This window comes from Streptomyces phaeochromogenes (genome assembly GCF_001418655.1).
GTDB lineage: Bacteria > Actinomycetota > Actinomycetes > Streptomycetales > Streptomycetaceae > Streptomyces > Streptomyces phaeochromogenes.
Genome location: NZ_LIQZ01000194.1, coordinates 1 through 18,716, shown reverse-complemented (window position 1 = coordinate 18,716; position 18,716 = coordinate 1). Strand labels below are relative to the sequence as shown.

At 70.9% G+C, this 18,716-nt stretch carries 17 protein-coding genes and 1 pseudogene; 10 read left to right on the top strand and 8 right to left on the bottom strand.

Features of this window, described 5'->3' with window-relative positions; genetic code table 11:
• Nucleotides 1-654: cellulose binding domain-containing protein (locus AOK17_RS25970; RefSeq protein WP_206190834.1), on the top strand; the 654-nt coding region annotated here is incomplete at its 5' end.
• Between the two features lie 74 nt (nucleotides 655-728).
• On the opposite strand, the gene AOK17_RS25965 is transcribed toward AOK17_RS25970, so the two are convergent.
• Nucleotides 729-1,433, bottom strand: a complete 705-nt coding sequence (locus tag AOK17_RS25965; RefSeq protein ID WP_055614967.1) for a GAF and ANTAR domain-containing protein — start codon at nucleotides 1,431-1,433, stop codon at nucleotides 729-731.
• A 112-nt stretch (nucleotides 1,434-1,545) separates the two neighbouring features.
• The gene (locus tag AOK17_RS25960; protein WP_055614966.1) at nucleotides 1,546-1,920 is read right to left on the bottom strand and encodes a MerR family transcriptional regulator; all 375 of its coding nucleotides are present in this window, start codon (nucleotides 1,918-1,920) and stop codon (nucleotides 1,546-1,548) included.
• A gap of 79 nt (nucleotides 1,921-1,999) precedes the next feature.
• On the opposite strand from AOK17_RS25960, the gene AOK17_RS25955 reads away from it, so the two are divergent.
• The 3 genes from AOK17_RS25955 to AOK17_RS25940 all read left to right on the top strand — a co-directional run bounded on the left by AOK17_RS25955 (nucleotide 2,000) and on the right by AOK17_RS25940 (nucleotide 4,159).
• A complete protein-coding gene (locus AOK17_RS25955; protein ID WP_055614965.1) occupies nucleotides 2,000-2,902 on the top strand; it encodes an NAD(P)-dependent oxidoreductase in 903 nt (300 codons plus the stop codon).
• Nucleotides 2,903-3,026: 124 nt separating this feature from the next.
• Entirely contained in the window at nucleotides 3,027-3,458 is a 432-nt protein-coding gene (locus tag AOK17_RS25950; RefSeq protein ID WP_055614964.1) for a PPOX class F420-dependent oxidoreductase, read from the top strand.
• A 353-nt stretch (nucleotides 3,459-3,811) separates the two neighbouring features.
• Nucleotides 3,812-4,159, top strand: coding sequence for a hypothetical protein (locus AOK17_RS25940; protein WP_055614962.1), 348 nt, complete (start codon nucleotides 3,812-3,814; stop codon nucleotides 4,157-4,159).
• Between the two features lie 65 nt (nucleotides 4,160-4,224).
• Here the strand turns inward: AOK17_RS25940 and AOK17_RS25935 are convergent, their stop codons facing one another.
• Nucleotides 4,225-4,680, bottom strand: a complete 456-nt coding sequence (locus AOK17_RS25935) for an ATP-binding protein (RefSeq protein ID WP_055614961.1) — start codon at nucleotides 4,678-4,680, stop codon at nucleotides 4,225-4,227.
• A gap of 87 nt (nucleotides 4,681-4,767) precedes the next feature.
• Nucleotides 4,768-4,941, bottom strand: a complete 174-nt coding sequence (locus AOK17_RS48850) for a CsbD family protein (RefSeq protein ID WP_079053283.1) — start codon at nucleotides 4,939-4,941, stop codon at nucleotides 4,768-4,770.
• A gap of 173 nt (nucleotides 4,942-5,114) precedes the next feature.
• Between AOK17_RS48850 and AOK17_RS25930 the strand changes: the two genes are divergently transcribed.
• The 5 genes from AOK17_RS25930 to AOK17_RS25910 all read left to right on the top strand — a co-directional run bounded on the left by AOK17_RS25930 (nucleotide 5,115) and on the right by AOK17_RS25910 (nucleotide 9,725).
• Entirely contained in the window at nucleotides 5,115-6,080 is a 966-nt protein-coding gene (locus AOK17_RS25930; RefSeq protein WP_055614960.1) for a YihY/virulence factor BrkB family protein, read from the top strand.
• Nucleotides 6,081-6,326: 246 nt separating this feature from the next.
• Complete coding sequence (locus AOK17_RS25925; RefSeq protein WP_055614959.1) at nucleotides 6,327-6,530, top strand: cold-shock protein; 204 nt, start codon at nucleotides 6,327-6,329, stop codon at nucleotides 6,528-6,530.
• A gap of 212 nt (nucleotides 6,531-6,742) precedes the next feature.
• Complete coding sequence (locus AOK17_RS25920) at nucleotides 6,743-8,272, top strand: DEAD/DEAH box helicase (RefSeq protein ID WP_055614958.1); 1,530 nt, start codon at nucleotides 6,743-6,745, stop codon at nucleotides 8,270-8,272.
• Between the two features lie 119 nt (nucleotides 8,273-8,391).
• Nucleotides 8,392-8,823, top strand: a complete 432-nt coding sequence (locus tag AOK17_RS25915; RefSeq protein ID WP_055614957.1) for a hypothetical protein — start codon at nucleotides 8,392-8,394, stop codon at nucleotides 8,821-8,823.
• Nucleotides 8,824-8,957: 134 nt separating this feature from the next.
• A complete protein-coding gene (locus AOK17_RS25910; RefSeq protein ID WP_055614956.1) occupies nucleotides 8,958-9,725 on the top strand; it encodes a YqjF family protein in 768 nt (255 codons plus the stop codon).
• Nucleotides 9,726-9,761: 36 nt separating this feature from the next.
• Here AOK17_RS25910 and AOK17_RS25905 read toward each other — a convergent pair whose 3' ends face one another.
• From AOK17_RS25905 to rutA, 3 genes are all read right to left on the bottom strand, one after another.
• A complete protein-coding gene (locus tag AOK17_RS25905; protein WP_055614955.1) occupies nucleotides 9,762-12,314 on the bottom strand; it encodes a SpoIIE family protein phosphatase in 2,553 nt (850 codons plus the stop codon).
• Between the two features lie 229 nt (nucleotides 12,315-12,543).
• On the bottom strand, nucleotides 12,544-13,242 hold the full coding sequence (locus AOK17_RS25900) for a LuxR C-terminal-related transcriptional regulator (protein ID WP_055614954.1): 699 nt from the start codon (nucleotides 13,240-13,242) through the stop codon (nucleotides 12,544-12,546).
• 158 nt (nucleotides 13,243-13,400) lie between these two features.
• Nucleotides 13,401-14,483, bottom strand: coding sequence for a pyrimidine utilization protein A (gene rutA, locus AOK17_RS25895; protein WP_055614953.1), 1,083 nt, complete (start codon nucleotides 14,481-14,483; stop codon nucleotides 13,401-13,403).
• Nucleotides 14,484-14,693: 210 nt separating this feature from the next.
• On the opposite strand from rutA, the gene AOK17_RS25890 reads away from it, so the two are divergent.
• A complete protein-coding gene (locus AOK17_RS25890; RefSeq protein ID WP_055614952.1) occupies nucleotides 14,694-17,642 on the top strand; it encodes a SpoIIE family protein phosphatase in 2,949 nt (982 codons plus the stop codon).
• 55 nt (nucleotides 17,643-17,697) lie between these two features.
• Here the strand turns inward: AOK17_RS25890 and AOK17_RS25885 are convergent.
• Nucleotides 17,698-18,716, bottom strand: a pseudogene (locus tag AOK17_RS25885) (hypothetical protein); the annotation flags it as partial.

Sequence of the window (18,716 nt, the reverse complement as noted above, 5' to 3'; positions counted from 1 at the left end):
GCGACCGCCTTCGGCGGCGGCAACCCGGGGGACACCCAGGCCCCGACCGCCCCCGGAACCCCGACCGCCTCCGCGGTGACGGCCACCTCCCTCACCCTCGCCTGGACCGCCGCCACGGACAACGTCGGCGTCACCGGCTACGACGTCGTCCGCGTCAGCGGCGGCTCCGAGGCCACGGTCGCCGCCTCCACCACCAACACCGTCGCCGTGACAGGCTTGACCGCCGACACGACGTACACCTTCGCCGTCTACGCCCGAGACGCCGCCGGGAACCGCTCGGCCCGCTCGGCCACGGTGAACGTCACCACGGACGAGGGCGGCAGCACGCCCGGTGTGGGCTGCTCGGTCGGTTACCGCGTCGTCGGCGAGTGGCCGGGCGGCTTCCAGGGTGAGATCAGCATCCGTAACACCGGCACCACCGCCATCAGCGGCTGGACGCTCGCCTTCTCCTTCGCCAACGGCCAGACCGTCACCAACATGTGGGGCGGCACCCCCACCCAGAACGGCGGCGCGGTGACCGTCACCCCCGCCTCCTACACGTCCACCATCCCCGCCGCCGGTTCGGTCACCGTCGGCTTCACCGGCAGCAAGGGCGCCAGCAACACCGCACCGACCGCGTTCAGGCTCAACGGCTCCACCTGCGCCACCACTTGACCCGATGTACGCGCCTGCCGGTGGGGGCCGCCAGCCCCTGCCGGCCCGGCAGGCCCGTTCACGCCCGAGGGCGGTCAGCCCGGCTTCTCGCCGGTCTCGCAGATCAGACGGGCGATCTCGCGCAGTTTGATGTTGCGGTCCTGGGATGCCTTCTTGAGTACTTTGAAGGCCGTGTCCTCGGTCAGTCCGTGGCGCTCCATGAGAATGCCCATGGCCTCGCCGATCTCGTGCCGGGTCTCCAGGGCGTGGCCCAGCTGCTGATGCGTACGGGCCGCGGAGAAGGCCACGGCCGCGTGCGAGGCGAGGATCCAGCCGGCCCGCTGTGCGGCCTCGTCGAAGGTGCCCGGCTGCCGGGAGTACACGTTGAGGGCGCCGAGATCGTCGTCCTCGGTGAAGAGGAGAAAGCCCATCGCGCTTCCCATGCCCATCTTGTTCAGCTCGGGGGCGAAGCGGGGCCAGCGGTCATGGGGTTCGCGCAGGTCCTGGATCGTGTAGACCTGCTGTCGGTCGGTCACAGCATCGAAGCAGGGGCCTTCCTGCAGATCCTGCTGGATCCGGTCCGCGCGGCGTACGAGATCGCTCGTCGCCGCCAGCGCGTGCACCTCGCCCCGCCGCACGGTGAGGATGCCGGCGTGGTCGCATCCGTTGATCAGGACCTTCGCATGCTCCACGATGCGGTCCAAGGTGCCCTGCGCCGAGTCCTGGGCCAGCAGATCCCGCGCCATCTCCGCCAGGGCGACGGCGAACCGCTCCCAGACCTCGCCCGGCTCATCCGTCATGTGTCACCCGCTCACGTGGTCGAAGCGCCCTCGCGGCTCCACTGGGGGCCCATCTTGCCACCAGGGCGCCCCCGCCGCGTCGTGCGGGCCGGACTTGTCCGGTGGAGCGTGATCAGGCCTGAGAGTCCTGGGACACAAGACGCTCGGTGGCGCCGATGTAGTCGTGGAGGACCTGGCGGGAGCGAGTGAGCGTGTCGATGTGTTCGTCCAGCCCCTTCAGGCGGGCCCGAAGGGTGTCCAGGAGCTCCGGACAGGGTTCGAGGTCGGGGGCAGTGCCGGTGACGCAGGGCTGCAGGTACCCGATCTCCTCGGTCGACAGTCCGGCTTCGAGCAGCCTTCTGATCTGGGCGACGGTCAGGACGGCGTCGTCCGGGTACTCGCGGTAGCCGCTGGTCCCGCGGCCGGGCTCCAGCAGCCCCTGGGCCTCGTAGTAACGCAGCTGATGTGCGCGGACCCCGGTCCGCCGGCTCAACTCCCCGATCAGCACGCCGATTCCCCCTTGACCTTCATACCGGTGTGAACGTTGACGATTCTGCCATGACCACCGACCCACTCAGGGGGAACGAATGACACAGAACCGCGACGCCGACCGCACGCCCGTGACAGTCATCGGACTGGGGCTGATGGGCCAGGCGCTGGCCGGAGCGTTCCTGCGCGCCGCGCACCCCACGACCGTGTGGAACCGCTCGGCGGCGAAGGCCGAACCACTGATCGCACAGGGCGCGACACTCGCGGACTCGATCGCCGACGCCGTCGCGGCGAGCCCACTCGTGGTCGTCTGCCTCTCGGACTACGACACCGCGCACAAGCTCCTCGATCCGGTCGGCGAGCTCCTCGACGGCAGGACCCTGGTGAACCTGACCTCGGGCACCTCGGCACAGGCCCACGAGACGGCCGAGTGGGCGGCACGGCACGGCAGCGCCTACCTCGACGGAGTGATCCTGGCCGTCCCACAGGGCATCGGTACGGCGGACGCGATCATCGTCTACAGCGGGCCCAGGGCGGCTTTCGACCTGTACGAGCCCGTACTGAGGAGCCTGACCGAGGCAACGACGTACCTCGGCGGGGACCACGCCCTGTCGGCGCTCCACGACATGGCGGTGCTGGGCATGATGTGGGGCGTCCTGAACGGATTCCTGCAGGGCGCCGCGCTGCTCGGGGCGGCGGGGGTGGACCCCGCGGGGTTCGTCCCGCTCGTGAGGCAGGGGATCGGGATCGTGACCGACTGGCTACCCGGCTACGCGCGGCAGATCGCCGCGGGTACGTTCCCGGCCCTCGACGCCACCCTCGACACCCACCGGGCCGCGATGGAACACCTCGCTCAGGAGAGCGAGTCCCTCGGTGTCAACGCCGACCTGCCCAGGTTCATCCAGGCCCTGGCGGACCGGGCTGTGGCCGACGGACGCGGCGGCGACGGCTACGCGGCGATGATCGAGCAGTTCCGCAAGCCGTCAGGAGCGCGATCATGACCGACCGTCGGTCTCGCCTCGCGGGGAGTCGGCCTCGCACCGCGGTCCGTCGGCCTCGCCCCGTCGGGAGTCGGTGTCGCTCCGCCGGGAATAGCCGGACCGCGGTCGCGACTTGGCCCTGGACATGACCGCCACACCTTTCGACCCACGCACGCTGCTCGCGGAGAGCCGGCTCGGCGTACTCGCGACGATCAAGTCGGACGGCCGCCCCCAGCTGTCGCCCGTCATGCCCTTCTACGACCGGGAGGCCGGTGTTCTCTACGTTTCGATGACCGAGGGACGAGCCAAGACGGCGAATCTGCGCAGGGACCCGCGAGCAGCACTGGAGGTCACCGGCCCCGACGGCGGGTCGTGGGCGACTGCCGAGGGCACGGCGGCCCTCACCGGGCCGGGAACCGACCCTCACGGCCCGGAGGTCGAGGCGCTCGTGGCGTACTACCGGCGCGCCGCGGGCGAGCACCCGGACTGGGACGAATACCGGTCGACGATGGTGACCGACCGTAGAGTGCTCATGACGATGACGGTCACCCACGTGTACGGCGCCAGGATCCGCTGAAGGCGCCACGGTGAGCGCCGCCCGGGGCGGGCTCGGGCGGTTCGCCCGCTGTCGTGACCCGCTCACGGTCGCGACACGCGGGGCTTGAAACCGAGGGGCGCGGGCTTGAAACCGAGGAGTGGGAGTCCGTAACCGGGACACCCGTCGGTCACGAGGGGCCGGACGAGCGGCTTCGGAGGGTGCTCCGGAGCCGCTCCGGCCGTGTTGTCAGTGCCCTCCGCAACAATGCGGAGCAGCGAGAACGTCATCGTCCCGGCGATGCGTGATCGCACCCGTCCGACGAAAGGCCGCCCGTACATGACGCCCACCCCCCACCGCCGAGCCGTGCCGCGCGTCCTGGACGGAGACCGCTGATGATGCTCCGAGCCCTCCCGCGCACACCCGCTCCGCTCGGCCCCGGCGATGCCGAGGTTCTGCGTCTCATCACGGAGCAGCGAGTTCCCGTCTGGCTGACCGTGCACGCCAACGGCCGTCGCCGGTACGGCTACTGGCAAGCCGTCGGTTCCGGTGCCGGGCTCGGCGGTTGCCATGTGGCCCTGCCCACCGACGAATGCGACGCGCTGCAGGCGGCGGGCCGGATCGTGCTGGGGGACCCGGTCGTGGACCCGGCGAAGACCACGTACCCCGTGCGCCCAGCGGTGCCGGGCGCACCACCTGCGGCGGGCACACCACGTCAGACCCGGCAGGCACTCTCGGCGTGAACCGAAGGGGCTCTCGCCACGGGGAGGCCCACAGGAAGGTCCACAGGGGGGCGGTGTCCGGCCCCTTACCGGGGAGAGAGCGGTACGACGGCGGTGATGCGCTTTCCTCCGGCGTCGAGCTCCGAGATCGTGATGTCACGGGCGAGATGGCAGACGATCGGCCAGCCGTGGCCCCCGACCCGCATGAACCCCCGCTCGTCGATGTGCCGTGCCGAGGTCGGCAGTTCCCCGCTGCGGTCGCTCACCGACAGGCGTACGTCCCGGTCGTCCAGCGTCACCTCGAACTGGGTGACACCGCCGCCGTGCAGCATTGCGTTGGTGGTGAGTTCCGAGGCGACGAGCAGGGCGTCGCCGACGGCCTCTTCACCGGCCACGGTGTCGCGCCTGCGGGACCGTCGTGCGCCTTCGAAGGCGTGCCTGACCGCCTCGCGCACCTCGGCCGGACTGCGCGGTCCCGCTGTACGAGGCAGGCCGGGGACCGTCACCGTTTCGACCGGGTGCGTCCGGTGCTCCGCGCACATTCTTCGCTCCTTCGCCTTGAAAAGACCTGAAAATCGGCGGGCCCGCCGCAGCGCACGCGACGGGCCCTGCGGAATTGATGATCACCATCAGTGCTTGAATATGTCCTTCGTCTTTTCCTTGGCCTGGCGGGCGTCGCCCTTGGACTGCTCGGCCCGGCCCTCGGCGGTCAGCCGCTCGTTGCCGACCGCGCGGCCGGCGGCCTCCTTGGCCTTGCCCCTGGCCTGCTCCGTCTTGGCTCGCGCCTTCTGATTCCTGGCCACTGCAGATCACGTCCTCACAGCTTCGGCGGTGCGCTCTACCATTACGGCTGACCGGGGAAAGCCCGTCCAAACACGGGTGGGTCGAGAATTCGGCGAGCTTCCCTCGAAGAGCCGAATCATTCCTGACCCGGAAAAGGATTCACCGGATTTCACAGAACGAGGAGACGTGAGCGATGGGGACCGCTGAGCACGTCCCGCAGACGCGGGACATGATCGGGGAGGAGCTGTCCGGTGACGAGGCGCTCACCGCCCTGCGGCGCTACGGGGGCCGTCGCCTGCTGGTGGACGCGTTCGCCCGCTTCCGCTACGCGGACGGCTTCACCAGCGCCCGTTCCCTCGGCTTCCAGGTGGTCCTGGGTATGGTGCCGTTCACCATCGCCCTGGTGGGCGTCGCCACCACCGTCCACACCGAGAGTGTCGGCCGGATCATCGAACTCACCCTCAGCCGGATCGTGCCGGGCGCCAGCGCCGACCTGGTCGAGGACGCCCTTGCCGAGACCGAGCGCAGTGCCGGCTCCGGGATCTGGAGCGCCCTGGCGATGTGGCTGGGTCTGGCCTTCGCGATACTCAACCTGGCCTCGGCCATGGGCCAGGTCGAAAGAGGCGCCAACCGCATCTACGGGATCGAGCGCGACCGCCCGGTCCTGGCCAAGTACGGCCGGTCCCTGCTGCTCGCCCTCGCCGCGGGCATGCCGATGGTCCTCGGCTTCCTCGTCCTGGTCGCCGGAGACGCGGTGGGGGAGTCGGTGGTCCAGGCCCTCGGCTGGTCGCGCGACAACCTCGACTGGTGGGGGCCGCTCCAGGTGCCGCTGGGCGTGGTGTTCGTCTGGGTCGCCTCGGCGGTGATCTTCCGCTGGGCTCCCCGCAGGGACCAGCCGGGCTACACCTGGCTCGCCTTCGGCTCGGCGGTCCATCTGGTGCTGTGGGTCGCGGCCACCTGGCTGCTGGCGTTCTACGTGGCCAGCAGCGGTTCCTTCGGTGCCGTGTACGGACCGCTCACCGCCTTCGTGGCGCTGCTGCTGTGGGCGAACCTCACCGGTATCGCGCTCTTCCTCGGTGTCGCCTTCGCCGCCCAGCTCGAAGCCGCCCGCGCCGGGATCACCGCCGCCGTGAAACCGGACCCGGGGCCCGGCCCCTGAACGGCTCGTCCGAACGCTTCGTCGGGGCCGCGGCGATCGGGGCGGGTCAGCCGTTGCCGTGTGGGTGTGTCGTGATAGTCTTGATCCAGTTGCAATTGTAGTTCCCGCACACTTCAAGTGGCTCGGATGATTACATATCGCCGGGCGCTTTTGTATTTCCGGCGCTCTTTCCGGACGGGTTCATTGCGGCGACGCAGGGGTTCACACAGTGCGGACCCCCGGGTACTGCCCCGAAGGGGAAATGACATGGCTACTGGAACCGTCAAGTGGTTCAACTCGGAAAAGGGCTTCGGCTTCATCGAGCAGGAGGGCGGCGGCCCCGACGTCTTCGCCCACTACTCGAACATCGCCACCCAGGGCTTTCGTGAGCTCCAGGAGGGCCAGAAGGTGAACTTCGACATCACCCAGGGTCAGAAGGGCCCGCAGGCGGAGAACATCACGCCTGCCTGACGTCGAATCGCACGAGGCAGCTGGGGTCCCACCTCGCGGTGGGGCCCCAGCTTGCTGGTTTTTCCAGGAAGTCCCGACCCGGACTTCCGTCTTGTGTCACATCGCTGCGGCCGGTCCGTTTTCCGGTCCCGCACCCGGCTCGTTCTTGCAATTCGTTCGGCTTGTGTCCGCCGAGAATTCCTCGATACGTGCCCTATCGAGGAAGGTTCTTCATGAACCGTTCAGCTCGCACGAACGATGGCTTTTCCAAGGGCCGCAGGGACGGCTTCGGCGGTTCCGGCCGGGGCGGCCGTGCCCGTCCGCAGAGCCAGGGGCGGCCCGTCACCCGGTCGGGTGGCAATGGGCGCCGGCCCGCCGCGCTGCAGGGTGAGTTCACGCCGCCGACCACCGTCGTCCCGGGCCTCCCCGCGGTGGCGACCTTCGGTGAACTGGGTCTGCCCGCCGAGTTGCTGGAGACGCTCACCCGCCTCGGCGTGACCGAGCCGTTCCCGATCCAGGCCGCCACGCTGCCGAACTCCCTCGCGGGCCGCGACGTCCTCGGCCGCGGGCGCACCGGCTCCGGCAAGACGCTCGCGTTCGGCCTGGCACTCCTCGTGCGCCTCGCCGGGCGGCGTGCCGAGCCCCGGAAGCCGCTGGCGATGGTCCTCGTTCCCACTCGTGAGCTGGCCCAGCAGGTCACCGACGCGCTGACGCCGTACGCCCGGCCGCTCAAGCTGCGCCTTGCCACCGTCGTCGGCGGTATGTCGATCGGCCGGCAGGCCGGGGCGCTGCGGGCCGGTGCCGAGGTAGTCGTCGCGACCCCGGGCCGTCTCATGGATCTCGTCGAGCGCAAGGACTGCCGTCTGGACCGGGTGGAGATCACCGTTCTGGACGAGGCGGACCAGATGGCCGACATGGGCTTCATGCCCCAGGTCACCGAGCTGCTCGACCAGGTACGGCCCGACGGCCAGCGGATGCTGTTCTCGGCCACCCTGGACCGCAACATCGACCTCCTGGTCCGGCGCTACCTCCACGACCCGGTGGTCCACTCGGTCGATCCCTCGGCGGGCACGGTCACCACGATGGAGCACCACGTGCTGTATGTGCACGGCGCCGACAAGCACGCCGCCGCCACGGAGATCGCCGCCCGCGACGGGCGGGTGCTGATGTTCCTGGACACCAAGCACGCCGTCGACCAGTTCACCCGGCACCTGCTGGGCAGCGGGGTGAAGGCCGCGGCGCTGCACGGCGGCAAGTCGCAGCCCCAGCGCACCCGCACCCTGTCCCAGTTCAAGGACGGCCACGTCACGGTGCTGGTGGCGACCAACGTCGCAGCCCGGGGCATCCACATCGACGACCTCGACCTCGTCGTCAACGTGGACCCGCCCGCCGACCACAAGGACTACCTGCACCGCGGCGGCCGTACGGCCCGTGCCGGGGAGTCCGGCAGCGTCGTCACGCTGGTGCTGCCCAACCAGCGGCGTGACATGACCCGTCTGATGTCCGACGCCCGCATCAGGCCGCAGATCACCCAGGTCCGCTCGGGAGAGGCCGAACTGAGCCGCATCACCGGTGCTCAGGCGCCCTCCGGGATCCCCGTCAACGGCAGCGCGCCGGTCACGGAGCGCCCCCAGCGCGGCGGTACGCCCTTCCGTGGCATGGGTACCCGTCCGGGACGGGCCGGTGGCGAGTCCCGCCGGTCCGCCGAAGCCCGGCAGACGGCCGAGGCCCGCAAGGCCGCCCGGGTCCGTCGCGGCGCCTAGGCCCGTCGGGCAGGCCTTGGACCGGGCACAGGCCGGTTCCCGAGTGGCGGTGGGCGCGGAGATCCACCATTTTGGTCCCAGATGCGATCATGTTGGCCACATCGGGGAAGTCGAGTCTCATGAGCGATTCAGAGTTTCCGCCCGAGGACCGGCCCGTGGACCTCTATCTCGACCTGTTGCGTGTGCGTATGGCGCCGTCGGACTACGCGGTGCTGCTCCGCATGGTCGAGCCGGTGCTGGAGGCGATGCAGGAGCAACGGGCTGGGCCGATCGAGTTGAGTCTGGAAGGCGAGGACGGCGCCAGCGTCTCGCAGGAGGTCCGGGACGAGGCGTCCCTCGTCGTGGCCGTCGCCGTCACGGGACGGCTGGACAACCAGATCGTCGAGATCGAGACCGAGGAGGTCGGACCCGTCAGGGTCGTCACGGACTCCGGCACCGCGGCCGACCCGGCCAGGTGCCAGGAGATCGCCGACTTCATCGGTGAACGACACCGCCAGGACGAGGAGCTGCGCGGCATCGCGGAGGTGAGCGGCCTGCCCACCGATGTCTGACCCGCGCCGCGGCCCCGGGACCCGTCCGGGGCCGGCGCACGACGGTGGGGCTCGGGACGACGGCACCGGTGCGTACCGGTGCCAGACGCGTCACACAGCACGCGTTCCCGCCGTGCCCCGGAGGGGGTCCTGCGATGCTTTCGCTCGTGTCGATCACCTCGTCCGTCCCGGAACCGATCACGCCCGACGCCCCGGTCGCACTGAGCCGCCCGCTGCTCACCCAGCAGTGGCTGGACCTCACCTTCGTGCACTGGGCCGTGGATCCGGCGGACGTGACGGCACTGCTGCCGGACGGCACCGTTCCCGACACCGTGGACGGCGTCACCTTCGTCGGGCTGGTCGCGTTCCGGATGCACAAGGTGGGCTGGCTGCGCCTGCCGGGAGTGCCGTACCTCGGCTCCTTCCCGGAGACCAACGTGCGCCTGTACTCGGTGGACGCACACGGCCGACGTGGGGTGGTCTTCCGCTCCATGGACGCGTCCCGGCTCCTGCCGGTGGTCATGGGGCGGCTCGCGTTCCGGCTGCCGTACGTGTGGTCGCGCATGTCCGTGCGGACCGGTGAGGACACCGTCGGCTACACCAGCGCGAGGCGCGTGCCCGGACCGCGCGGCGCGTACAGCCGGCTTGTCGTCAGGCCCGGGGAGCGCATAACCGAGCCGACGGGTCTTGAGCACTTCCTGACCGCCCGGTGGGGCATGCACAACCCGTTCTTCGGCGACGCCGGGTTTCTGCCGAACGACCATCCGCGCTGGCCGCTGCACCGGGCGACGCTGGTCTCGTGCGAGGAGAACCTCGTCGAGTCGGCCGGGCTGCCGACGCCGATGGGTGAGCCGGTGAGCGTGCTGTACTCCCCGGGGGTTCCCGTGCGTCTCGGGCGCCCCATTCCTCCGCCGCGCAGATGAGCACCGTACGGCGAGCGCCGCACGGAGCGCTGTCGCTCAGCGGTGGCGCTTCTTCGGACGGCGTGCCGTCAGCAGCAGCGCTATGTCGTCGGGGCGGTCGGCGACGTGTCGGGCCTTGGCGGTGAGCCGGTCGGCGACCGCGGCCAGCGAACGGCCGCCGGGGCGGCCGGCGGACGATCCGGCCCGGGCCAGGGCCACGCGCAGCGCGGTGATGCCTTCGTCGATGTCGACGCCCGGCCGTTCGACCAGCCCGTCCGTGTAGAGCGCGAGGATGGCGCCGGGCTCCAGCTGCAGGTCTGTCACGGGGTACTGGGCGTGTGCGTCGACGCCGAGCACGACGCCGCCGGGGATGTCCAGGACGTGGGTGCGGCCGTCCGGGTAGCGCAGGATCGGCGGGGGATGCCCGGCGCGGGCGACCCGGGCCAGACCGGTGAGGGGGTCCAGCCGGATGTAGCAGCAGCTGGCGAACAGGCCGGGATCGAGGTCGATCAGGAGACGGTTGGTGCCGCTGAGGACCTCGTCGGGTGAATGGTCGCCGAGCGCGAAGGCCCGTACGGCACTACGCAGTTGACCCATGGTGGCGGCGGCCTGGACGCCGTGTCCCTGGACGTCGCCGATGACCAGGGCGAGACCGTCCCCGGACTCGACCACGTCGTACCAGTCCCCTCCCACGTCCATTCCCTGGGTGCCCGCCAGATAGCGCCCGACGGTCTCCACCCGTGGATGGCCGGACAGGCGCCGGGGGAGGAGTGCCTGCTGGAGCCCGCGGGCGAGAGCGGCCTCGGTGTCGTAGCGGTGGGCCTTCTCCATGGCGTGGGCGATCAGCCCGGCGAGGGCGGTGAGCACCGTGCGTTCCTCGGTGCTGAAGTCGCGGGGGCGGTCGAAGCCCAGAATGCAGGAGCCGACGGGGCGCCCGGAGGCGATGAGGGGCAGGAAGGCGCGGGCCCCTTCCGTCGCGTCGAGCGGGATGCCGGGATAGGCGGCCGTGAGCTGGTGCATCGACTCGAAGAAGAGCGGCTTACCGGTGGTGAGGGTCTCCACGCCGGGCAGCCGGGTGTCGAGACCGACCCCGTCGAACGGCGCGAGGAATCCCTTGGGGAAGCCCGATTCCCAGGCCAGATACAGATGCCGGTCCTGCAGCAGGTAGATGGCGAGCCGACGGCCGCCGAAGGCCGGCAGCAGTTCCTGCATCACGACCGCGGACACCTGGTGGGCGGTGACCGCCTCGGTCAGCGCGATCGCGAGGATGATCGGCCGGTACAGCGGTGCCATCGAGGTGACCGCGGCCGAGGAGCCGTCGGCCAGGGGCGCGTCGGCAGGTGCGTCCGCCCGGGGTCGCGGGGCCGGCTCGGGAGGCGGGTCCGCCATACGGTCGGCCGGAACGACCTTGCAGGTCAGGATGTCGGGTCCCGGATAGACGGAGAGCGCGAACCAGTCACCTCCCTGGGGATCCGCGAGGGGCTTCTCCTGGTCCTTGAGCGGCCGTACGACGTGGCAGTGCACCGGATGCGGTGCCAGCAGGGCCTCTCGCAGGTGGTCCTCGTAGGCGGGCCGGTCCATCCACGGCACCGCCTCCCACAGGAGGCGGCCCAGGAGCTCGGACCGGGGCCGGCCCAGGAGCTCCGCCGCCCGTGGATTCGCGTAGACGATCAGGCCCAGCCGGTCGAGGCAGAACACGCCCTCCGGGAGCAGGTCGGCCGCCTTGTCGGCCGCCGAGCCGCTGTCCGGATCGAGGACGATGCCGCGGACCGGGTGCCCTCCGGGCGGTACGGACGTGTCGTGCGGGGTCCAGAGCTCCAGGAGGCGGAGCGTGCCGTCCATGGCGTGCACGTGCAGGGGCAGCGGCGGTGGTCTTCCCGCGGCCGTCTCCCGCAGGGCGGCCAGGAAGTGGTGGGAGTCGGCGGCGGCCACGGCGTCCGCGAGTGCCTGCGGGGTGTCGGCGGCCTCTCCCGGCGCCACCCCGAGCAGCGTGCGCAGCCGGTTGTCGGCGGTCACGACGTCCGTTGCCGGGTTCCAGGTGAATCGCCCGATGGGCGCGGCAGGGGGGCCGGCGGCCGGTGGCCGCACGCACAGCGGTTCGTCGTCCCAGGCGACCGGAGACCCGGCGCCGTCCTCCAGGCTCCGCAGGGCCGCGCCCAGATCCTCGGCCAGCTGCGCCATGCGGTCGCGGTCGGGCAGCACTGTGGTGGCGTCCGACGTCGAGGGGCGCAGGAGGGTCAGTACGCCGTAGACCGTCGACCCTCCGACCACGGGCACGTACACGGACCCGAACTGGAACGGCAGGCCCGCCGCGAACTGGGGGTAGCGGCGCATCGTCTCCGTGGCGTCCGGGAGCACCACCTGGACGCCCAGCCGGTAGGCGTCCGCGACGGGGAACCGACGGTCGACGTGCAGGCGCCACCAGGGCCGGAACAGCGGGCCCGGCAGCCCTGAGAGCACGGCCAGCCGCAGCAGCCCGGGCGTGCTGGACCGCAGGTACACGCCTCCCGCGAAGGCGTCGGCCGCGCCGATCGCCTCGGCCGTGATCCCGGTCAGCAGCGCGGCCAGGCGTGCGGGCGTCCGGGTGTCGTGCTCGGCTCTCCCAGTCATCGGCCCTACCTCGTCCGTGCGCCGCCGAGTGGCTGACACAGCAAGAATGCGCCACGATCGCCTCCGCCTGCACCCGGGCGGGGAACTCCGTGTGAATCCGACGAGGGTAACGGCGCTTGTACGGGCCCGGGCCTCCGGAATCGTGACGGTCAGGTGGCAGGCGGCTACCGTCCGGCAGGTTTCCCGGAGCAACGCGGCGATCGGGCCGACGGGTCCGGCCCGGTCGGTGTCAGGCCGCCGGCCGCACGAGGCCGGACTCGTAGGCGAAGACCACCGCCTGGACGCGGGCGTGGGCGCCGATCTTGGCGAGGATGTTGCTGACGTGGGTCTTCACGGTGGTCGGAGCGATGGACAGGCGCTCGGCGATCTCGGCGTTGGACCAGCCGGAGGCGACAGCGGTGAGGACGTCGCGTTCGCGCCCGGTGAGGGTGCCGAGGCCGACTTCCCCGCCGAGAGAGCGGACGGGGCGCTGCTGGCGGACCGTGTCGATGAGCGTACGGGTCAGGCCGGGAGTGATCACGGCGTCTCCCGCGGCCACGATACGGATCGCCGCGGTCAGCTCGTCCGGAGTGGCGTCCTGGAGAAGGAATCCGGCCGCTCCGGCGCGCAGGGCGGCGTAGGCGCTTCTCTCCCGGCCGGCGGGCGTCAGGACGAGTACGCGCGGGCGCTGCCCGCCGGCTCCGGTGAGTTCGGAGACCAGTGGGAGGAGGGAGGGGTGGGCGATACGGCGGATGGTCGCGATGCCGTCCGTGCCGGAGACGGTGCTGTCCAACAGGACGACGTCGGGGCGGAGTTCGGCGCTGAGACGAACTGCTTCGGCCCCGGTCGACGCTTCGCCGACGACGGTCAGGTCGGGCTCGGCGGCCAGAAGCATCCGCAGGCCGAGCCGCTGTAGGGACTGGTCGTTCACGATGAGTACGGAGGTCATGGCAGGCGTTCTCCATGGGAGGGGCGATGGGCGGCGTCCTCGCCGGGGACATGCGCGGAGCCCTGAACGAAACTGTTTCGTTCACCTCAATGACCAGAGTAGCCCTGCAGCTATCGATACGGCACCGTTTTTGTTGTGGTCTGGCTCACTCCTCGCCCTCAGGCCGCGGCCGACCTGTCCGAGCGGCACTTCATCAGCGGCTGGACGCGCGTACCGAAGGTCTCGATGCCTTCGAGGAAGTCGTCGAAGACCAGCATGATCCCCTTGGTGCCGTCGACCCCCGCCACCTCGTCGAGCATCCTCGCGACGGTCTCGTACGAGCCGACGAGCGTGCCCATGTTGAAGTTCACCGCTCCCTCGGGCAGCGAGATGGTCCGGGCGGTCGAGGAGTCGTCGGCGGCCGTGTCCGTGGCCGATTCACCCGCCATGTACGCCAGCGCGGCCAGGTCGGCGTTGTCGTGGTAGTCCTGCCACTTCGCCCGGGCGGCCTCGTCGGTCTCGTCCGCGATGACCATGAAGAGGGCGAGCGCCCCGACGTCACGGGCCGTGCCGCGCGCCAGGTCCACGAGCGCGGCCGTGGTGTCCGAGAGCGCGAGCGGAGTGTTCACACCGCTGCCCAGGATGAAGTTGTACTCGGCGTGCTCGGCGGCGAACCTCATTCCCGTGCTGCTCTGGCCCGCGGCGACGATGTCGATGTGCCCGTTCGCCGGCCGCGGTGACAGCACGCAGTCGTCCATCTCGTAGAACTCGCCCTTGAAGTTGCTGACCCCCTCGCTCCACAGCTCCTTCATCACGGTGACGTACTCGACGGCACGGGCGTAGCGGTTGCCGAAGTGCTCGTCTCCGGGCCACAGACCCATCTGGGCGTACTCGCCGGGCGCCCAGCCCGTGACGATGTTGACGCCGAAGCGGCCGGGGGCGATCGAGTCGACCGTCACGGCCATGCGCGCGACGATTGCCGGGGGCAGTGCGAGGATCGGTGTGGAGGCGTACAGCTTGATCCGGTCGGTGACGGCGGCCAGGCCGGCCATCAGGGTGAACGACTCCAGGTTGTGGTCCCAGAACCCGGTCTCGCCGCCGAACCCCTTGAGCTTGATCATCGAAAGGGCGAAGTCGAACCCGTGCTCCTCGGCCTTGCGCACCACGGCCTTGTTCAGTTCGAAGCTCGGCAGGTACTGCGGTGAGCTCTTCGATATGAGCCAGCCGTTGTTGCCGATCGGGATGAAGACGCCGATGTCCATGCCGCTCCTCGTGTGTCGCCGTGACCGGAGGACTGCCCGGGGCCAAGGGGCGTTACACGAGGTGCGGGAGTGCCGAACCGGCCATCTCCACGGCAGGCAACTCGGCCTGGAGCGACAGGTGTTGAAGACCAGGTAAGGGAGGGTGGAGGCGAAGGTGTGATTCCTGCGAAGGCCCACATCGGGTGAGGCCAGAACGGTAAAATTTGTCGTATGAACGCACGGCTGGCTCTGCTCAGCACGGTGGAACCAGGTGTCGCGGAGAGTGAGATCTTCCGGTTGGCACTCCAGCACGCGGTGGGCGAGCTCGGTGCCCTGGGAGGGATGATCCACCTTCGCGGCCCCATGTCCGCCCTGCGGCTGGTGTCCGCCGCCGGTCTCCCACCGGCCCTCACCCGGGCCTGGGTGATCATCGACCAGGAGGGCCCGCTGGCCCCCGCCCGCGCCCTGCACCAGGGCAGCGGCGTCTGGGCACCGCGGGAGCTCCCGGCCCACTCCGTGGCCGGGGAGGCCGCCTGGCCGGGCAGCGGACTGGCGGCAGCCCCGCTGTTCAGCGGGGACCGCAGCATCGGTGCGCTCTCCGTCGTCACCGGTGAGGGGGGCGAGCCCACCCCGGGGCAGTGGGACTTCCTGCGGGCCGTGATCGTCTGGACCGAGGAACGCATGGCCCAGGCGCCCCCGCCGGCCGGGCCCGCGCAGACCGAGCTCAGCGGCGAGCGCCTGCGGCAGGCCCTCAAGGAGGTCAGCGTCGGCTCCTGGGACTGGGACATCCGCACCGGCGACCTGATCTGGGACGAGGCGGCCCTGGAGCTCTACGGCACCAGACCGGCCGACTTCACCGGCAAGATCGAGAACTGGATGAGGATCGTCCACCCCGACGACCTCGCCCCGACGCTGGGTGCCGCGCAGCGGGCGATCCGAGACCACACGGTCTACGAGGCGGAGTACCGCGTACGCGGCCTGGACGGCACGTACGGCTGGACCCAGGCCCGCGGCAGGGCGACGTACGACGAACACGGCGAACCCCTCCGGATGATCGGCGTGGGCTGGGAGAGCAACGAGTCGCGGTCCGCCCGGGACGCCCTCAGCCGCGCCCTGCGCCATATGAGCGACGGATTCCTGGCGTTCGACGACGAGTGGCGGATCACCTTCGCCAACCTGGAGGCGGAACGCACGCTGGGCCTCTCCGAGGAGGAGCTGTTCGGGCGTGTCCTGTGGGAACTGCCCACCGCACAGCAGGTGCCCGGCATGGAGAGACGCTTCCGCAAGGCCGCGGCCGAGGACAAGCCCGCCAGCTTCGACATCCACATGCCGGACGGTGACCGTCGCTACCACCTGCGGCTGGTGCCCGGCCCCGACGGCCGCACCCTCTACTTCTCGGACGTCACCGAGAGGCGGCGGCACGAGGAGGAACGTCACGCCGCCGAGCGGGTCGCGTCCGAACGCGCGGCCCAGATGGCGGAGCTGACGGCCGCGCTCGCGAAGGCGACGACCTCACGGGACGTGGTGGACGCGCTCGCCCCACGGGTGCTGCCGCCGTTCGCCGCCGCCGGACTCCTGGTGCAGACGGTCGAGGGTGAATGGCTGCACACCGTGGGAGCGGTCGGTTATCCGGACGGCTTCCTCGCCACTGTCGACCGCCGCCCGCGGGTGACCGGTGACCCCGGCTGGGACGCGATCACGTCCGACACGCCGCTCTTCCTGTCCTCCGTCGAGGAACTCGTGGCGCGCTCACCGGGACAGGCCGACCTGCCCGGGAGTGCGGGCAAACAGGCGTGGGCGTTCCTGCCGCTGACGGCGTCCGGCATCACCTTCGGCGTCTGCGTCGTGGCCTTCGAACGCCCGCGCCGCCTCACCGACGACGAACGCACCCTGCTGACCACCATCAGCGCCCTGGTCGCCCAGGCCCTGGAACGGGCGAGGCTCTACGACGCCGAACACACCCGGTCCCGCGAACTCCAGCGCAGCCTGCTTCCCCGGGACCTGCCCACCCCGTCGGCCTGTACGGCGGCGGCCCGGTACCTCCCGGCCGGCCAGGGTATGGACGTTGGGGGCGACTGGTACGACATCATTCCGCTCTCGGGCGGCCAGGTGGCCCTGGTGGTCGGCGACGTGATGGGCCACGGCCTGCCGGAGGCGGCGACGATGGGCCGCCTGCGCACGGCGGTCCACACCCTCGCCGACCTTGAACTGCCGCCCGACGAGATCATGAGCCAGCTGAACGACATCGTCGGCGGCATGGGCGAGGAGTCGTACGTCACCTGCCTGTACGCGCTGTACGACTCGACCACGCAGATCTGCTCCATCACCCGGGCAGGCCATCCCCCGCCGGCCGTGGTCCACCCCGACGGCAGGGTCCACTTTCCGGAACTGGCCGCCGACCCTCCGCTGGGCGCGGCCGAACCACCCTTCGAGACGGTCGAGTTGGCGGTGCCCGAGGGCAGCCTGCTCGTGCTCTACACCGACGGTCTCGTGGAGTCGTCCACGCGCGAGATCGACGAGGGGATGGCGGACCTGGCCGGGCTGCTGCGCGCGGCGCACCTCACGGACGTGGACCCGGACGGGGAGCGCGATCGCCTCGAACGTCTCTGTGACACCCTCACGGCCGGTCTTCTCCCCGCCGAGCACCAGGCGGCCGACGACGCGGCGCTCCTCGTCGCCCGGCTGCACGCCCTGCCCGTGGAGAGGATGGCCTCCTGGTCGCTGCCCGAGGACCCCAGGGCGGCGGGCCAGGCCCGCCGCCACGTCCGTGAGCAGCTCTCCGCCTGGGGCCTCGACAGCCTGACACCGACCACGGAACTCCTGGCCAGCGAACTGGTCGGCAACGTCGTACGCCACGCCAAGGGCCCCGTCAGCCTGCGCCTCCTGCACGATGCCGAGCTGGTCTGCGAGGTCTTCGACGGCAGCCTGACGATGCCCCGCATCCGCCGGGCGACGGACACCGACGAGGGAGGGCGCGGCCTGCAACTGATCACGGCACTCTCCCGGCGCTGGGGCACGCGCTACACGGCGACAGGAAAATGCATCTGGACCGAGCAGGCACTCCTCGGCCCGGACAGCCGCAAGGACGAGCCGTCCGACGCCCTGGAGTTGATGCTCCCGAACGTCGGGGAGTTCGACGGGGACCTGGACGCGCTCCCTTTCGGGGACGAGGAGTTGTAGGGACTGGGGACTATGGGGACCAGTAACTGCCGGGACGGGGCCGGGACTTCGACTCCTAGACTGCGTCGCGCCACACCTTCACGTCCAAGGTGGCGTACGTCGTCCCGGACGATCCCTGGTACGTCACCAGCCCCACGTGTCCCGTCCCGCTGATGACGCACATCTGCTGGCCGACGGTCAGGTCCTTGATCCAGATGTAGCTCTTGTAGCCGGTCGCGGCCTTGCACGCCTCCACGCTGCCCTGCCGTCCCGAGGGGAGCAGGGCGAGGGAGCTGCCGGAGGTGGTTCCGGGAGCGAGGACAGCGCCCGAGGAGTAGACGGCGTACGTCAGATCCTCGTCGGAGCTCCCGGAGTCCGCCTTGGAACGCACCGGTGTGTCCGCCAGATACAGGTCGTGGCTCGCGGTCATCCGGATCCCGGAGTACGTGACCGGGGCGGGGGCCTTGGGCGCCGCCGGCTCGCTCGACGCGGCCGGGGCAGCCGGGTTCGGAGCCTGGGTGGGTGTCGCGGGCCCCGAAGGGCCGGACGGCAGCGCGGACTTGGTGGACTTCGGCTTCTTCGAGGCCTTGGTGGACGGGGAGTCGGATGCCGACGGGGACTTCTCGGCTTTTGGCGCCGACTGCGACGCGGCCACCTCCGCGGACCCGGTGTCGTCCTTGTCGCCGTCCCCCGGGGCGAGCAGCAGCGCGGCGGCAGCTCCACCGGCGACGAGCACGACTGCGGCGGCCGACAGTATCCAGGGCCGGGCCCTGCGGCCCGCGCCGTTCGTGGTGACCGGGGAGGTCTGCGCGGCGGCCGGCTCCTGCGGCTGGGGCCATGGAGGCGGTGTGTACGCGCCCGGTGCGGCCGGATTCCCCATCACGAACGGTCCGGGCAGCGCGGCGTGGGACTGGGCGGGATGGGGCTGCGCCGCGTGGGACGGCGAGGTGGGGGAGTAGGCCGCCGCGGGGCCGAAACCGCCGGAGCCGACGGGGCCGAAGGCGCCGCCTGAGCCCGCCGCCCCGAAATCGCCCGAGCCCGCGGCCCCGAAACCACCCGAACTTGCCGCCCCGAATCCGCCGGAGCCCGCAGCCC

What these genes read in the sequence shown, in the direction of transcription:
- AOK17_RS25965 (WP_055614967.1), bottom strand. Translation starts at nt 1,433, where the DNA reads ATGACGGATGAGCCGGGCGAGGTCTGGGAGCGGTTCGCCGTCGCCCTG.
- AOK17_RS25955 (WP_055614965.1), top strand. Translation starts at nt 2,000, where the DNA reads ATGACACAGAACCGCGACGCCGACCGCACGCCCGTGACAGTCATCGGA.
- AOK17_RS25950 (WP_055614964.1), top strand. Translation starts at nt 3,027, where the DNA reads ATGACCGCCACACCTTTCGACCCACGCACGCTGCTCGCGGAGAGCCGG.
- AOK17_RS25940 (WP_055614962.1), top strand. Translation starts at nt 3,812, where the DNA reads ATGATGCTCCGAGCCCTCCCGCGCACACCCGCTCCGCTCGGCCCCGGC.
- AOK17_RS25935 (WP_055614961.1), bottom strand. Translation starts at nt 4,680, where the DNA reads ATGTGCGCGGAGCACCGGACGCACCCGGTCGAAACGGTGACGGTCCCC.
- AOK17_RS25930 (WP_055614960.1), top strand. Translation starts at nt 5,115, where the DNA reads ATGGGGACCGCTGAGCACGTCCCGCAGACGCGGGACATGATCGGGGAG.
- AOK17_RS25925 (WP_055614959.1), top strand. Translation starts at nt 6,327, where the DNA reads ATGGCTACTGGAACCGTCAAGTGGTTCAACTCGGAAAAGGGCTTCGGC.
- AOK17_RS25920 (WP_055614958.1), top strand. Translation starts at nt 6,743, where the DNA reads ATGAACCGTTCAGCTCGCACGAACGATGGCTTTTCCAAGGGCCGCAGG.
- AOK17_RS25915 (WP_055614957.1), top strand. Translation starts at nt 8,392, where the DNA reads ATGAGCGATTCAGAGTTTCCGCCCGAGGACCGGCCCGTGGACCTCTAT.
- AOK17_RS25910 (WP_055614956.1), top strand. Translation starts at nt 8,958, where the DNA reads ATGCTTTCGCTCGTGTCGATCACCTCGTCCGTCCCGGAACCGATCACG.
- AOK17_RS25905 (WP_055614955.1), bottom strand. Translation starts at nt 12,314, where the DNA reads ATGACTGGGAGAGCCGAGCACGACACCCGGACGCCCGCACGCCTGGCC.
- AOK17_RS25900 (WP_055614954.1), bottom strand. Translation starts at nt 13,242, where the DNA reads ATGACCTCCGTACTCATCGTGAACGACCAGTCCCTACAGCGGCTCGGC.
- rutA (WP_055614953.1), bottom strand. Translation starts at nt 14,483, where the DNA reads ATGGACATCGGCGTCTTCATCCCGATCGGCAACAACGGCTGGCTCATA.
- AOK17_RS25890 (WP_055614952.1), top strand. Translation starts at nt 14,694, where the DNA reads ATGAACGCACGGCTGGCTCTGCTCAGCACGGTGGAACCAGGTGTCGCG.